Raw genomic sequence first — 14,270 nt, 5'->3', positions numbered from 1 at the left:
CGTTAAAACTAAATAGGTGTTAAACACGTTGTAAAAGCCCAAACGTGTTTAGCACCGGCTTGCTTTAAGGCGTGTGTAGCTGCATTAAGTGTTGCCCCTGTCGTCATCACATCATCAATGATAGCGACGGTTTTACCGTTCATATCCTCTGTACAAATAAAGGCATTTTTTAAATTTTTGACTCGCTTTGCTTTTGAAAGTGCAGATTGCGCTTGGGTTTTTTTATTGCGTATAAGACTATTATTTAAAGGTGCGTATTGAGACAAAAGAGGCTGCCATACTTGGCTTACCTGATTAAAGCCGCGTGTTACGAACCGACTTTTATGAAGAGGTAAAATAATAAAAATATTTGGTAAAGCGGGACTTTGCTCAAAAAACTGCGCCAACTGCTTTTTAATAGTTTGCTGTAATGCTTTTTTATAATGGATTTGGTTATTAAATTTTAACCGTTTAAGCCAATGCTCAAAGGGCGGTTGATAAAAAGCGCAGGCAAATAACTTATCAAACTCGCAGTTAGGAAACATCTCAACAATATCGGGTCGGTGCAGTAAATTAGTATGCTTACTAAAATCAAATAACGGTAAATCTTTAAGGCAATAATCACACAACCCTAAATTAGCTGTAATCGGGCTTTGACATTGCACGCAATAAGAGGGAAATAACCAATTTAAAACGGCTTGTTTCACAGACTCGCTCCTTGCATTGCAATCGCCTTTTTAAACGTTATGATGAGCCTAAGTTTGGTAAAGGTTAGGCAAATATGCAAAATGAGTTAGTGTTATTACATGGTTGGGGAATGAATCAGGGTGTATGGCAGTTAGTACAGCCAGAACTTGAGTTTTTATATTCAGGAAATGTACGTAGCCTTGACCTACCTGGGTTTGGTAATAGCGATGTGTGCCCAAGCCCTTATACTTTGCATGATGCAGCAGAAATTTTAAGTAAGCAATTAAAGCCGAAGAGCATTTTAATGGGATGGTCGTTAGGTGGATTATTTGCACTTTATATTGCTAAGCATTGGCCTGAAAAAGTATCTAAAGTTATTTTAATAGCATCGACTCCTTTTTTTGCTGAGGCAGATAATTGGCCCGGAATAAAAGCGAATGTATTGGCGCAGTTTAAAGAGCAGTTAGTTAATCATCGAGAAAAAACAATAGAGCGCTTTTTAGCTATTCAAGCAATGGGTAGCGAGTCGGCGCGTGATGATATAAAGCAGCTTAAACAATTGCTAAATCAGTACAGCGCACCCCAAAGCGATGCCCTGAGTGCTGGTTTAGATATTTTACAAAACGACGATTTACGTGACTTATTTACTCATTGCCCAGTCCCTATTAGAGGAGTATTTGGCCGGCTTGATGCTTTAGTACCATATAAAGCTATTAGCAAAATGTCAGCACTAAATGCTGATTTTGAATATGAAGTACTAGATAAAGCGTCTCATGCACCATTTATTTCTCATAAAAGTGAGTTTTTATCTGTCGTTAAATCAATGCTTTAAAATAGAGCTAAGAATAGCGCTGTTTAAAGCTTTATTTTGAGCAGAACCTGAGCGATAATTAAACAATGTTTATTTGGTGGAGGTTTTAATATGCCAATCGGATCAGTATTTAATAGTGGTGTAGAAGGGTTTAATCGCGCTAGCCAAGGTATTGAAAAAGCCAGTGCTGAGATTAACCGTGCCAGTATAGAACAACAAGATGACGCGCAATTAGCGCAACAACGTCAGCTTAGCGCAGCACGCCCTGAAGAAGCGATTACTGCACCAGTAGCACAACCAGCTCGTGTTGATGAGGCGCTTGTTAACTTAAAAGTTGAAGAGTTTAATGCCAAGGCAAACACGCAATCAATTCAAACTGCCGATGATGTACTTGGCACGTTAATCGATATTAAAGTCTAGTATTATGAATATTGTCACGCCATTTCCGTCTATCAATATAAACACCGCAAATGTTTATACGGAAACCGCACGGCGTGACAACCAGCTACGCGAAGTTATTCCGGCTCCTGCTTCAAGCAGTGCGAGTAATACTGAAACCAAAGCGCAAAGTGATGCTGAAAAAGCTAAACTTCCAGGCAGTAATAGTGACGTATCGATTTATGATGCCAGCGGTAAACTAGCTGACGATAAAGCAATTGAGCAGCGTGAAGGCAATTCAGAAAATTCAGAGAGCGCCGATCAAGAGGCCGAGCAAGAAGCGTCTCAACAAGAAACTGAGCAAGAAGAGCAACAGCTCGAACAAGAACAACAGCAAATTAAAGAACTTAAAGCTCGCGATACGGAAGTACGTGTGCACGAACAAGCTCATGCTGCTGTTGGCGGGCAATATGCAGGATCGCCTAGCTATGGGTATGAACGTGGTCCAGATGGCACCAACTATGCTGTAAGTGGTGAGGTACAAATTGATGTATCTGAAGTCCCCAATGATCCGCAAGCCACTATCGATAAAATGCAAACCGTGCGCGCTGCCGCATTAGCGCCTGCAGAGCCTTCGGGAGCTGATCGTTCTATTGCTGCAGATGCTACGCAAAAGCTAGCAGCGGCTCAGGCTGAGCTTGCACAACCTGAAAAAGAAGATGACGAAGACGCAAAAAGTAAACTTGAAGCTTCATTCTCTAGCGATGAAAGCGGCGATACAAAAACAGCTAAAAGTGACGAGCAAACACGTGATGCCGATGTTGAGGCACGGGCGGGGCGTATTGCTAACTTTTATCAAATGGCTACATCGCCAGCGAGCCAAGGTAGTTTTTCAGCGTTAAGTTAATAATTTAGCAAAACATAACCACAAAAAAAACCGCTTACGCGGTTTTTTTTGTTTTAGCTTAGCTGTACAAGTATTATTTTTTTACTTTAGCATTAGCGAACGCATCGGCAAATGCATTACCCATTAACGCATTACCATTGTCACGTTTAGGCTTTGTAGCACGAGTTTGCGAATTATTAGCACGTGTTTGTGGCTTTTGCGTAGCTGGAGCTGCTGACTTGCTTGTGTCAATTTCGTCATCTAAGCGCATAGTAAAGCTTATGCGCTTACGTGCAGCGTCTACCTCAACTACTTTAACCTTTACAACATCACCCGCTTTAACAACTTCACGCGGATCTGATATAAATTTATTAGTAATCGCGGAAATATGAACTAAACCATCTTGGTGTACACCTACATCAACAAACGCACCAAAGTTAGCAACGTTTGAAACCACGCCTTCTAAAATCATACCTGGTTTTAGGTCACTAATTTTTTCAACACCGGCTTTAAACTCAGCTGTTTTAAATTCAGGGCGAGGATCTCGACCTGGTTTATCAAGCTCAGTAATAATGTCGGTAACGGTTGGCAAACCAAATTTATCGTCAATATAATCGTTAGCAGCAAGTTTAGTTAAAAAGTCACTGTTACCAATTAAGCTACTTACATCTACGCTGTTACGTTCACAAATACGTTTAACAATAGGGTAAGCTTCAGGATGAACTGATGAGTTATCTAGTGGATCGCTACCATTGTTGATACGTAAAAATCCAGCCGCTTGTTCGAAAGCTTTTGGCCCTAAACGCTCAACCTTTTTAAGCTCACTACGTTTAGTAAATGTGCCGTTAGCATCGCGATAATTAACGATATTTTGCGCTAATGTTTTGTTTAAACCAGACACGCGGGTAAGTAGCGGTACTGATGCCATGTTCAAATCTACGCCAACTGAGTTTACACAGTCTTCAACAACTGAAATAAGGCTTTGGCCTAACTGGCTTTGCGATACATCGTGTTGGTATTGGCCAACACCAATTGATTTCGGCTCAATTTTAACTAGTTCAGCAAGTGGATCTTGAAGGCGGCGTGCAATAGATACAGCACCTCGAATAGAAACATCTAAATCAGGAAATTCATTCGCGGCAAATTCAGACGCTGAGTAAACTGATGCGCCCGCTTCGCTAACCATTATTTTATTAAGTTTTAGCTCGGTATTGGCTTTCATAAGTTCAGCAACTAATTTATCTGACTCGCGAGATGCTGTACCGTTACCAATCGCAATAAGCTCTACTTTATGCTGACGACAAAGTTGCTCTAATGTACGCAACGATTTATCCCAGTGGTTTTGTGGTGCATGAGGGAAAATAGTTTGTGTAGCTAGCAATTTGCCTGTACTATCAACAACGGCAATCTTACAGCCAGTACGTAAACCTGGATCAAGACCTAAAGTAGTACGAGGGCCGGCAGGTGCTGCCATTAATAAATCTTTTAAGTTTTTAGCAAATACGTCGATTGCACCAGCTTCTGCTTTTTCGCGCATTGCTGCAAAAAATTCATTTTCTAGGTGTAACCCTAGCTTAACTTTCCACGCCCATTGAACAACGTTTAATAACCAAGGACTTGCCGCTTTATATTTAATATCTAAACGGTAATGCTCAGCAATCATGTTGGCACATAGTTGCGCTGAATTTTCAGCGCTAGGCTCTGGGTTTATATTTAACTGAAGTACACCTTCATTTCGGGCTCTAAGCATTGCAAGCGCACGGTGAGAAGGTACTTTTTTAAGAAGTTCTTGATGCTCAAAATAATCACGGTATTTCGCACCGGTTTGCTCTTGGCCTTTAATCACAGCACTTTCAATAGCACCGTTTTGACTAATATGGCTTCTAAATTTAGCTAGTAATTTTGCGTCTTCAGCAAAGCGTTCCATTAAGATGAATTTAGCGCCTTCAAGAACCGCTTTTGTATCTGCAAAGCCTTTATCAGCATTTACAAACTGCTTTGCTTGTTGCTCTGGGTCAAGGTTAGCATCTTTAAATAGTGCATCCGCAAGAGGCTCTAAACCAGCTTCAATTGCTATTTGGCCTTTAGTACGGCGCTTAGCTTTATATGGTAGGTATAAATCTTCAAGTTCTGTTTTACTTTGTGCATTGGTTATATCGGCACTTAGCTCTGGCGTTAATTTATTTTGCGATTCGATTGTCGATAAAATAAAACTACGGCGCTCTTCTAGTTCACGTAAATACGATAAACGCTGCTCTAAAAGGCGTAATTGGGTGTCGTCTAGGCCGCCTGTAACTTCTTTTCTGTAGCGGGCAATAAAAGGAACAGTTGCGCCTTCATCAAGTAACTTTGTTGCAGCAACAACCTGTTGCTGCTGTGCGTTTAACTCACCGGCTAAACGTGCAGAGATATCGCTCATGCAAAAACCTTTTTATACAATAAAATAAGACCAGAAGCGTGTTACTGGCGCTGTTAATTGCTTGAATAATATCACAGGAGGTAGTAATGAAAAGCTCTTAAAGCAAGCTATTTTACTTGCTTTAAGATGGTTGGGTCGGGAGCAAATCAATTCAACTAAAAGAGCGCCCTAGTGAGGGTGCTCAATGTTTTCTAATACTTCACTGAAAGAGTGAGCAATAGGGCTAATATGCAGTGGAATATGTAATGTTTTAGCTATTTGGCGAGCTGAAATTAAACCACAAATTTCGTTACTCGCTGTTGTAACCAATAAAAACATTGTGCCCTGATGCTCCATCGTTTGCAGTGCATCACCAATGCATGCATAGCTCAAGCTTTGCATACTTACACCTGTAAGGCGGCTAACTGGTGTCATAATGTCACGTAAGCTTACTTCGCTTCGTTGCATATTTAAGCGCTCTGCAATAATAGTAATTTTAGAGCTTTGTAAATCGGCGCTAGAGACTAGGCCAATTAATTTTTGGTGTTCGTCTGTTACTAAAACAAAGTCAGATTGTTGTGCACTTACTTGTTTAAGTGCATCTGTAATCGTTGTTCCATACTCTGCACGAATAGGTGTTTTTTGAGTAAAGTTATTCACCATTTTTAGCGCTGGAGATGCTAAATCAATTAATGGTTGATCATCTGCAAATGTGCTAGCAATAACACCATGAGAAATATTTTGGGTACGTAATTCTTTAAAGTTAGACATAGTAGTCACCTTAGTAGTTATAAAATTTAATTAAGTGGTAAATTAATGAATTAAATTAAATAGCTAGGTGGTCCGCGTTGGTACGCAGTGCTAAAAGGTCTGTTTAGATTAGTGCTCTTATAAAAAGAATCTACGACATTAGGAAGTGGTTGAGGCGACCTAAAGGTAATCGTGTTAACGTGAGAGTCCACGTCAAAATCGAGGTTTGCTTGGTCAGGAACATCACAAGTAATAAAGTGATTAGATAGTTTAGCGTTATCAAGGTTTACGTCAGTGTTGCTGGCATGCAGCGTCAAACTTACACTCATTAAAAGTGCAAACAATACGGCATTACTAAATATGCGCTGTACCATGTTTGACATAATCACGACCTTAATTAACTGCTTTCAAATTAAACAAATCAACTTGAATAATTCAGTTATAGCTTATTGCTTTAATTTACACAATCAAAAGTTAACATGATCTGAATCAAAACTTTTTATTACTTTTTTTGGTAATCGATACTGTTTACATACCACTGCTTTTTTCCCTGAGGAGTGGTCACTTCAAAATCGTCGTCCACTTGCTTTTTAATCAGTGCTCGCGCCATAGGTGAGTCTATTGATATGTAATCTTTACGGTCGTAAATTTCATCAGGTCCGACAATTCTGAACTTTTTAATTTCACCTTCTTCGTTTTCAATTTCAACCCATGCACCAAAAAACACTTTTCCATCTTGAACGGGAGAGTAGTCAATTATTTTTAAATCAGGTATGCGCTTGCGTAAGTAGCGAACACGCCGGTCAATTTGGCGCAGCAATCGCTTGTTATACTGATAGTCTGCGTTCTCAGAGCGATCCCCGAGGCTGGCTGCCCAGCTTACTATTTTTGTTACTTCTGGGCGTTTTACGTTCCATAGTTGATCGTGTTCTTGTTGTAATTGCAAGTAACCTTCGCGGGTAACTAAATTTGTTTTCATGGCCAATTCTTTTTTAACTCTAATGGTGTGCACGTTATTAAATTTGCCAAAATTTGTCGAGCGTAAAATGTAATAAAATACGAGTAAGAAAGCTTTGAAATGTTCAGTAACAATCTAAGCAAGTAATTAGTTTTTGATTATTAAGTTTTTCATTTATATTAACTAGTAATTGGATATAAAAATAAGAAAGAAATAATGGGACACGAAACCACAAAAGTATTAGTTGTAGATGACGATATGCGCTTACGCAGTTTGCTTGAACGTTATTTAGTAGAGCAAGGCTTTATTGTTAGAACCGCAGGAAATTCGGAGCAAATGGATAGACTCCTAGAGCGTGAAAACTTTCACTTAATGGTTCTCGATTTAATGCTCCCAGGCGAGGATGGCTTATCTATTTGCCGCCGTTTACGTCAAAAAGAAAATGAAATTCCTATTGTTATGCTTACTGCTAAAGGCGACGAAGTAGACCGTATTATTGGTCTTGAGCTTGGCGCTGATGACTACATTCCTAAACCTTTTAATCCTCGTGAATTGCTTGCGCGTATTAAAGCAATTTTACGTCGCCGCGCAAAAGAAGTGCCAGGCGCACCTGCTGCTGAAGAAAACTTAATCGCTTTTGGTAAATTTACGCTTAATTTAGCAACGCGCGAAATGAGCGAGGGCGATAAAACCATTTCGCTCACCAGTGGTGAGTTTGCAGTGCTTAAAGCGCTTGTTTCGCATCCGCGTGAGCCACTTAGCCGCGATAAGCTAATGAACTTAGCGCGTGGGCGTGACTACAGTGCGCTTGAGCGAAGTATTGATGTGCAAGTGTCGCGACTTCGCCGTATGATTGAAGTAGATGCTGCTAATCCGCGATATATTCAAACCGTTTGGGGTTTGGGGTATGTGTTTGTTCCCGATGGTGAAAAGTAATATTTATGGGTTTTTTTCCGCGTAGTGCGTTTGGGCAAACTGTATTTTTAGTGGCAGCGTTGCTGCTGATCAATCAAATAGTGTCGTACGTTACGGTTAGTTTTTACGTTGTAAAGCCAACTATTGAGCAAGTTAATTTAATGCTTGCTAAGCAAATTAAAACGGTATTTATTGACTGGGAAGACGGCGTTGAAATAAACGACGAAGTATCTGCAAAGTTTTTTGAAATCACTGGCATTGAGGTAATGACGCAGCGCGAAGCAATGCGCCAAGGGCTTGGGCAAAGCCGCGAGTATTCTATGCTATCGCGTAGCATGACTAAGCAACTTGGTGGTTTTTCTCGTGTACGTATTAGCCAAACAGATCCATTGATTTACTGGGTTGAAGCACCGCAAGCGCCAGGTTATTGGGTAAAAGTACCGCTTAAAGGCTTTAAAGAGAATAACTTAGAGTTTTTAACTTTTTACTTATCAAGTATTGGCTTTTTAAGCGTGTTGGGTGGGTGGTTGTTTGCAAGACACCTTAATAGGCCATTAAAAGCACTGCAACAAGCTGCAGTGAAAGTAGGTAAAGGCGATTTTTCTACCAAATTAGAAGAAGAAGGCTCAACAGAAGTAATAGAAGTAACGCGCGCGTTTAATCAAATGTCGCGCGGAATTGCCGCACTTGAAAACGACCGTCGTTTACTAATGGCTGGTGTATCGCATGATTTACGTACACCGCTTACGCGTATTCGTTTAGCCACCGAGATGATGGTTGATGAAGACGACTATCTTCGTGAAGGTATTATTTACGATATACAAGATATGAATGGGATTATCGATCAGTTTATTGAATATTTACGCCACCATAAAACAGATGAGCTAAGCTGCGAAGATATAAATGCTTTAGTTGCCGAGGTTGTTAATTCTGAGCTTCAGCATCAACGTACTATTACGTTTAAAAGTAATCCAAATATAGGCAATATACCTTTAAGCTCTGTGGCTATTAAGCGTGTAATTACCAACATGATTGGTAATGCGCTGCGTTATTCTGAGGGCGATATTGAAGTACTTAGCTATTTTAATTCAAACAAAAAATACGTGGTTATTGCTGTAAACGACAGTGGCCCCGGCATTCCTGAAAACGAACTAGAGTCTGTGTTTGAGCCATTTAAACAAGGCGATGCAGCGCGTGGTAGTGAAGGTAGCGGCTTAGGCCTTGCTATTATTAAGCGCATTGTTGATATGCACGACGGTAAAGTAAAACTAGAAAACCGCCCAGAAGGCGGTTTAAGTGCACAAGTATATTTGCCAATCAAGGTATTAACCCCTGCACAATAAATACAGGGGTTTAATTATATTAAAGTGCTTTAAAGCGAATAGCGGTACCGCCACTGGTGGCCAGTTTAAGCGTTAGTTTATCGTTTGCAGTTACAATTCGTTTTTCGATAGCTATATCGTACGGATTGTTTTTCCACTCTGCGTTTTTACCATCTTTATAAATTTGCGCTTCAAACTTTTTGCCCTGCTCTAAAAAGTCGAGTTTCACCTCAATTGTTCTGGCTTTTTCGTCAGTAACAGCACCTAGGTACCAATCGTTTCCTGAGTATTTAGTGCTTTTACGTTCTTTACGGGCAAATACAATAAAGTCGCCTACTTCGCCATCAAGGGCAATACTTTGCTGCCAATCTGTTGGTACGTCTTGAATAAATTGAAATGCGTCGGGCTTAGCCAAATAGTTTTTAGGTAAGTCGGCAGCCATTTGAATTGGGCTATACAACACAACATAAAGTGCAAGTTGCTTGGCGAGTGTGGTTTGTGGGCGGTTTGTATCGCCTCCTAAACCATTAAAGCTCATATCAAAAATACCTGGCGTAAAGTCCATAGGGCCAGAGAGCATGCGGGTAAAGGCAAGCATTGGTACGTGTTCTGGTGGGTTAGGAGGCGAACCCCATGCATTATATTCTTGTCCGCGTGCGCCTTCGCGCGCGATCCAGTTTGGGTAAGTACGGCGCAGGCCTGTATCTTTAATTGGCTCGTGAGTATTAATGCTAATTTTATGTTTAGCTGCAAGTTTTACGTTATAAAGGTATTCGTTAACCATAAACTGGCCGTCATGCCATTCGTGGCGAGCAATACCGTTTTTGTCTATACGTTTTATATTTCCGCCATCGGCTACATAACCTGTTTTTACTTGGCTTACGTTTGATTTTTCGTAAAGGGCAAAGGCATCTTCCATTTGGTCACGGTAGTTGCTTACATTGCCTGATGTTTCGTGATGGCCAATGAGCTGTACGCCTTTTTCTTTGCCGTATTGAGTCAGCGCTGCTATATCAAAGTCGTCGTACGGTTTGGTAAAGTTAAATACATCGCCATTAAAGTACCAATCGCCATCCCAGCCAATATTCCAGCCTTCAACGAGTACGCCATCAAAGCCATACTGCGCTGCAAAATCCATATAGTATTTTGTGGTTTGCGTAGTGGCGCCGTGTTTTTTACCGCTACCCCAAGTTTGCGTGTTTATATGCATACCCCACCAAATACCGACGTATTTGCCAGGTTTAACCCACGACACGTCGCCGAGTTTATTAGGCTCGTTTAGGTTTAGTATTATATCTGAATTAACTAAGCCAACAGCGCTGTCGGCTATTTGAATGGTGCGCCATGGTGTTTTAAAAGCGCCTTGCTTTTTAACGGCAATACCATCTGACCAAGGGGTTAAGTCTGCTATAAATGTGCCTGGACGGCGCTGATTAAGCACCATACCCGCGTAATCGACAAGAGCGGCTTCATGAATACTAATATGAGTACCGTCACTTGTTTTAAACGTAAATGGTGTATGAGCTAGTGGAGCTTTGTTAAGCGCGGTGGTGTTATAAACATATTCGTAGCGGTTCCAGCCACGAGCAGGTATCCACCATGCTGTTGCATCATGGCTATTGTTTATTGCAAATTCAGTTAACTCTTTAGTTATTTCTGTATGTTCGAAGCCGGTTTGTAGTGGTACTTCGTATCTAAATCCAACACCACTATCAAATGCTTTAAATCGAATGGTGTAGGTGCCTTTATTTGGCTCGTTTTTTGTAAAGGTAACTGCTACCTCGTTATATTCGTCAACAACGTTTTGGCGTTCGCCCCAAGGTTGTTGCCACTGCGAGTTAACGCTTTGTTGTTCAATGCTTTTAATTTTAAAACCGTCACTAAAGGCCGCTTGTGTTTTAAATTCAAACCCCAGTAAAGACTTGTTTATAACCGCTTTGTTTTTAAATTTTATTGCGTAGCTTGGCGTGTTGTTTTCATCAGAGATGCTTACTGTTATTTGTGTGTCTGGCGATTTTAGCTCTACAGTTTGTCCGTAGCTATTACTAGCAAAGGCTAAAAGCACAAGTGCAGGGATTCTCATGGTGTGTCCTTAGATGAGTCGGTGGTGACATTTAAGGATAATGACTGTTGATGATTAATACGACTGCCTACATACGTATTCAATGTTTTAAAAAATAGAAAGAATTTGGTGGCTTAATCGGTCTATAATGTAAACAAATTGATAATAGCGACAAGAAAATGATAAAAAGCTTACTTTGTGTATTTTTACTAAGTGTTAGTACTGGAGTTTTTGCAGCAAATATAACAATTAAAAATGCTAATAACGACCCATTAGCTAATGCTGTTGTATGGCTAACTGCAGGAGATTCCTCTAGCGTTATTCCTCCAGAAGCACCTTATGCGATGACCCAGCAAAATCGAGAATTTAAGCCGCGTATTTTAGTTGTCCCACAAAATGCAAAGGTAGAGTTTCCGAATGCGGACTCAATTATGCATCATGTTTATTCATTTTCTAAAGCTAAAACATTTGAATTAAAGCTATATAAGGAGCACCCAAAAGCGCCCATTACTTTTGATCAAACAGGGGTTGTTGAGCTTGGCTGTAATATTCATGATTGGATGTTAGGTTATATTGTGGTGGTAGATAGTACTATTTTTGCAATCACTGATGAAAACGGGAATGTTGATTTAAATGCCAATGCAGGCGAATACACGTTAAGTGTTTGGCATTCTGGGTTTAGTGATATTAGTAAGGTTGAATCTCAAACTATTAATGTGGCTACTAACCCTATTACTTATAAAGTAATGCAGGAAATTGCGGAGCAAATTGATTTTGCTACGGATGAATTTGATGACTATTAATCGCTTAATGAGGCTGGCATTTTTAGCCGGTGCTTTATGTTTTAGTAATGCATTGTATGCACAAGTAAAAGGCTTGATACAAATTAGAGCCGTGCAGGGTGGCGATATACGTAGCTTCCAAGAGGGCGGCCTTGGGCTATATCGACATGATACTAAAAGCGACGAACTTATTTTATCCCAAGGTATTTTAGATTTTAATGTTGATTTAGCATCTAGTTGGTCGGCTCATGGGGTGCTAAATGCGAATCAAGATCCTGACGTTGGCCTTGGTTTTACGCAGGCTTATATAAAGTATCAGCCGCTATCTAACAGCAACTATAAATGGCACATGCGCGTAGGGGGCTTTTACCCACTTATGTCGCTTGAAAACCCTGATATAGGGTGGACTTCTCCTTATAACTATACAAACTCAGCTATTAATAGCTGGATTGGCGAAGAAGTACGCACTGTTGGTGCAGAGATAACTATTAAGCGCCCAGCAAAACGTTTTAACAGCGCTCATAGCTTTAGCTTTGTAGGTGCAACATTTAAAGGCAATGACCCAGCAGGTACTTTACTTGCGTGGCGTGGTTTTGCATTACACGATAGACAAACTACATTTAACGAAAGTGTTAAATTTGCGCCTGTAGCGGCATTTAATGAGTATGAATTACGTTGGCAAGCTAACCAGGTTTTACCGTTTGAAGAGGTAGACGGGCGTTTTGGCTATTACGCTGGCGTACATTGGGATTACTTAAAAAAATCACAATTTCGAATTTATTATTACAACAATAATGGCGACCCAACCACACTTAATATTAGTACAGGACAGTATGCTTGGGATACTCGCTTTACGAGCGCCGCTTGGCTTTATAAGCTTAATAGTAAAACTCGCTTTATAGCACAGGTGCTCAATGGTAAAACCGAAATGGGCGCTAATGCTTTAATAGATAATGCCTTTTACAGCCATTATTTAATGTTAAGCCATAAAGAAGGCAAGCATCGAGTTTCTGTTCGCTATGATTATTTTAAAGTGACAGATAACGACACCACTGCGTTTGATCCTAATGCAAGCAATGGGGAAGGTTTAACCGCAACATGGCGCTACCAGCTCACTAATAAACTGCAAATAGGGGTTGAGGGTTCTGCACTTAAAAGTGTTGCAAAAAACAGAGAGCCAATTGGATTTAATGAACGAATCTCGCAGCAGCAAATAATGCTAAATGCGCAATGGCGTTTTTAAAAGTATAAAAAAAGGGAGCATTTAAATGCTCCCTTTTTAGTTTAATAAAATTGGTATTATTTTTTATCAAAAGCGCGTTTCATGTAGTTAGGTGTAGCGAGTGCACCATGATGAATACCGCTGTTGTAGTATTCACTTTGCTCGGCTATTTGTGCTGCGCCATCTTCTCTGAAACCGTTAAATGCTTGTGATTTACGTGCAAGTGTTACCGACCATAAACCACTTGGGTAAATTGGTTGTGGGAATGGCAGTGTTTGTAAATCGTTAAAGCCTACGCTTAGCATTGCTTCGCGCATTTCAACTAATAATGGCATATGCATAAGTGGCGATTCACTTTGTTGTACTAAAATACCACCTGGGCGCAGTGCATCTAAACAGCTTGTGTAAAACGCATGGTTAAATAAGCCCTCACCTGGGCCCACCGGATCGGTGCCATCAACAATAACCACGTCGATAGATTCGCCAGCGGCTTCGCGCATGTATTTAATACCGTCGTCAAACATAACCGTTGCACGGGCGTCGTTGTTAGATTCACAAAGCTCTGGGAAGTACTTTAACGACATTTGCGTTACTACTTCGTCTATATCTATTTGCGTTACAGTTTCTACGCCTGGGTGTTTTAATACTTCGCGTAAAGTACCGCAGTCGCCGCCGCCAATAATAACGACGTTTTTAGGGTTTGGGTGCGCTAAAAGTGCAGGGTGGCTGATCATTTCATGGTAAAAGAAGTTTTCGCGGGTTGTTACCATAGTACACCCGTCGATGATCATTAAATTACCAAAGTCTGTGGTTTCAAACATTTCTACCTTTTGAAAAGGAGACTGTTTTTCATCTAACTTTTTATTAATACGTAATGAAAATGCGCTGCCATCGCGGTCGCTAATTTCAGTAAACCACTTACTTTGATCTAAATTTGCCATAGTTACTATTACACTTTTTAGGTTGAGTATGAAAAAGGGGCAATTCTGCCAGTGCTTGGCGTTTTGCTCAATGACATTTTAACTGATTTGACGAATAAAGTTAGTTAGGAGTGAGTGAAAGTTCAATTTTTGTTAGCCTAGTGGATAGTGACGTATTAAAATGCGCCTTTATACCTAAT

14 protein-coding genes are annotated in these 14,270 nt (G+C 40.4%); 7 read left to right on the top strand and 7 right to left on the bottom strand.

What is annotated here, in order from left to right; translation table 11 throughout:
• Nucleotides 1-8: 8 nt before the first annotated feature.
• Nucleotides 9-686 (bottom strand): ComF family protein, encoded by a 678-nt coding sequence (locus EU510_RS18800; RefSeq protein WP_149594703.1) that lies wholly within the window; start codon nt 684-686, stop codon nt 9-11.
• 74 nt (nt 687-760) lie between these two features.
• On the opposite strand from EU510_RS18800, the gene bioH reads away from it, so the two are divergent.
• The 3 genes from bioH to EU510_RS18785 all read left to right on the top strand — a co-directional run bounded on the left by bioH (nt 761) and on the right by EU510_RS18785 (nt 2,762).
• Nucleotides 761-1,498, top strand: a complete 738-nt coding sequence (bioH, locus tag EU510_RS18795; protein ID WP_149594702.1) for a pimeloyl-ACP methyl ester esterase BioH — start codon at nt 761-763, stop codon at nt 1,496-1,498.
• Between the two features lie 90 nt (nt 1,499-1,588).
• Nucleotides 1,589-1,897 carry a hypothetical protein gene (locus tag EU510_RS18790; RefSeq protein WP_149594701.1) on the top strand — a complete coding sequence of 103 codons (309 nt, stop codon included), beginning with the start codon at nt 1,589-1,591 and terminating at the stop codon, nt 1,895-1,897.
• A 4-nt stretch (nt 1,898-1,901) separates the two neighbouring features.
• Nucleotides 1,902-2,762, top strand: coding sequence for a putative metalloprotease CJM1_0395 family protein (locus tag EU510_RS18785; protein ID WP_149594700.1), 861 nt, complete (start codon nt 1,902-1,904; stop codon nt 2,760-2,762).
• Between the two features lie 73 nt (nt 2,763-2,835).
• Here EU510_RS18785 and EU510_RS18780 read toward each other — a convergent pair whose 3' ends face one another.
• The 4 genes from EU510_RS18780 to greB form a co-directional block, all read right to left on the bottom strand.
• Nucleotides 2,836-5,160: a Tex family protein gene (locus EU510_RS18780; RefSeq protein WP_149594699.1), complete on the bottom strand. Its 2,325-nt coding sequence runs from the start codon at nt 5,158-5,160 to the stop codon at nt 2,836-2,838.
• A gap of 168 nt (nt 5,161-5,328) precedes the next feature.
• On the bottom strand, nt 5,329-5,910 hold the full coding sequence (locus tag EU510_RS18775; protein ID WP_149594698.1) for a CBS domain-containing protein: 582 nt from the start codon (nt 5,908-5,910) through the stop codon (nt 5,329-5,331).
• Between the two features lie 50 nt (nt 5,911-5,960).
• On the bottom strand, nt 5,961-6,272 hold the full coding sequence (locus EU510_RS18770; protein ID WP_149594697.1) for a hypothetical protein: 312 nt from the start codon (nt 6,270-6,272) through the stop codon (nt 5,961-5,963).
• Nucleotides 6,273-6,391: 119 nt separating this feature from the next.
• Nucleotides 6,392-6,868: a transcription elongation factor GreB gene (gene greB / locus EU510_RS18765; protein ID WP_149594696.1), complete on the bottom strand. Its 477-nt coding sequence runs from the start codon at nt 6,866-6,868 to the stop codon at nt 6,392-6,394.
• A gap of 195 nt (nt 6,869-7,063) precedes the next feature.
• Between greB and ompR the strand changes: the two genes are divergently transcribed.
• Nucleotides 7,064-7,783 carry a two-component system response regulator OmpR gene (gene ompR, locus EU510_RS18760; RefSeq protein WP_002959552.1) on the top strand — a complete coding sequence of 240 codons (720 nt, stop codon included), beginning with the start codon at nt 7,064-7,066 and terminating at the stop codon, nt 7,781-7,783.
• A gap of 5 nt (nt 7,784-7,788) precedes the next feature.
• Entirely contained in the window at nt 7,789-9,105 is a 1,317-nt protein-coding gene (gene envZ / locus EU510_RS18755; protein ID WP_149594695.1) for a two-component system sensor histidine kinase EnvZ, read from the top strand.
• 19 nt (nt 9,106-9,124) lie between these two features.
• Here envZ and EU510_RS18750 read toward each other — a convergent pair whose 3' ends face one another.
• Entirely contained in the window at nt 9,125-11,167 is a 2,043-nt protein-coding gene (locus EU510_RS18750; RefSeq protein ID WP_149594694.1) for a glycoside hydrolase family 97 protein, read from the bottom strand.
• 158 nt (nt 11,168-11,325) lie between these two features.
• On the opposite strand from EU510_RS18750, the gene EU510_RS18745 reads away from it, so the two are divergent.
• Together EU510_RS18745 and EU510_RS18740 are read left to right on the top strand one after the other, a co-directional pair.
• Complete coding sequence (locus tag EU510_RS18745) at nt 11,326-11,949, top strand: methylamine utilization protein (RefSeq protein WP_149594693.1); 624 nt, start codon at nt 11,326-11,328, stop codon at nt 11,947-11,949.
• Complete coding sequence (locus EU510_RS18740; protein WP_149594692.1) at nt 11,939-13,171, top strand: hypothetical protein; 1,233 nt, start codon at nt 11,939-11,941, stop codon at nt 13,169-13,171. Before EU510_RS18745 ends, EU510_RS18740 begins: the two co-directional genes overlap by 11 nt.
• Before the next feature lie 56 nt (nt 13,172-13,227).
• On the opposite strand, the gene speE is transcribed toward EU510_RS18740, so the two are convergent.
• Nucleotides 13,228-14,091 (bottom strand): polyamine aminopropyltransferase, encoded by an 864-nt coding sequence (gene speE / locus EU510_RS18735; protein ID WP_149594691.1) that lies wholly within the window; start codon nt 14,089-14,091, stop codon nt 13,228-13,230.
• Between the last annotated feature and the right edge of the window lie 179 nt (nt 14,092-14,270).

Origin of the sequence: Pseudoalteromonas sp. FUC4, from assembly GCF_008370255.1 — a bacterium.
GTDB lineage: Bacteria > Pseudomonadota > Gammaproteobacteria > Enterobacterales > Alteromonadaceae > Pseudoalteromonas.
This window is presented reverse-complemented; position numbering and strand designations above follow the sequence as displayed.

What these genes read in the sequence shown, in the direction of transcription:
- bioH (WP_149594702.1), top strand. Translation starts at nt 761, where the DNA reads ATGCAAAATGAGTTAGTGTTATTACATGGTTGGGGAATGAATCAGGGT.
- EU510_RS18790 (WP_149594701.1), top strand. Translation starts at nt 1,589, where the DNA reads ATGCCAATCGGATCAGTATTTAATAGTGGTGTAGAAGGGTTTAATCGC.
- EU510_RS18785 (WP_149594700.1), top strand. Translation starts at nt 1,902, where the DNA reads ATGAATATTGTCACGCCATTTCCGTCTATCAATATAAACACCGCAAAT.
- EU510_RS18780 (WP_149594699.1), bottom strand. Translation starts at nt 5,160, where the DNA reads ATGAGCGATATCTCTGCACGTTTAGCCGGTGAGTTAAACGCACAGCAG.
- EU510_RS18775 (WP_149594698.1), bottom strand. Translation starts at nt 5,910, where the DNA reads ATGTCTAACTTTAAAGAATTACGTACCCAAAATATTTCTCATGGTGTT.
- EU510_RS18770 (WP_149594697.1), bottom strand. Translation starts at nt 6,272, where the DNA reads ATGTCAAACATGGTACAGCGCATATTTAGTAATGCCGTATTGTTTGCA.
- greB (WP_149594696.1), bottom strand. Translation starts at nt 6,868, where the DNA reads ATGAAAACAAATTTAGTTACCCGCGAAGGTTACTTGCAATTACAACAA.
- ompR (WP_002959552.1), top strand. Translation starts at nt 7,064, where the DNA reads ATGGGACACGAAACCACAAAAGTATTAGTTGTAGATGACGATATGCGC.
- envZ (WP_149594695.1), top strand. Translation starts at nt 7,789, where the DNA reads ATGGGTTTTTTTCCGCGTAGTGCGTTTGGGCAAACTGTATTTTTAGTG.
- EU510_RS18750 (WP_149594694.1), bottom strand. Translation starts at nt 11,167, where the DNA reads ATGAGAATCCCTGCACTTGTGCTTTTAGCCTTTGCTAGTAATAGCTAC.
- EU510_RS18745 (WP_149594693.1), top strand. Translation starts at nt 11,326, where the DNA reads ATGATAAAAAGCTTACTTTGTGTATTTTTACTAAGTGTTAGTACTGGA.
- EU510_RS18740 (WP_149594692.1), top strand. Translation starts at nt 11,939, where the DNA reads ATGACTATTAATCGCTTAATGAGGCTGGCATTTTTAGCCGGTGCTTTA.
- speE (WP_149594691.1), bottom strand. Translation starts at nt 14,091, where the DNA reads ATGGCAAATTTAGATCAAAGTAAGTGGTTTACTGAAATTAGCGACCGC.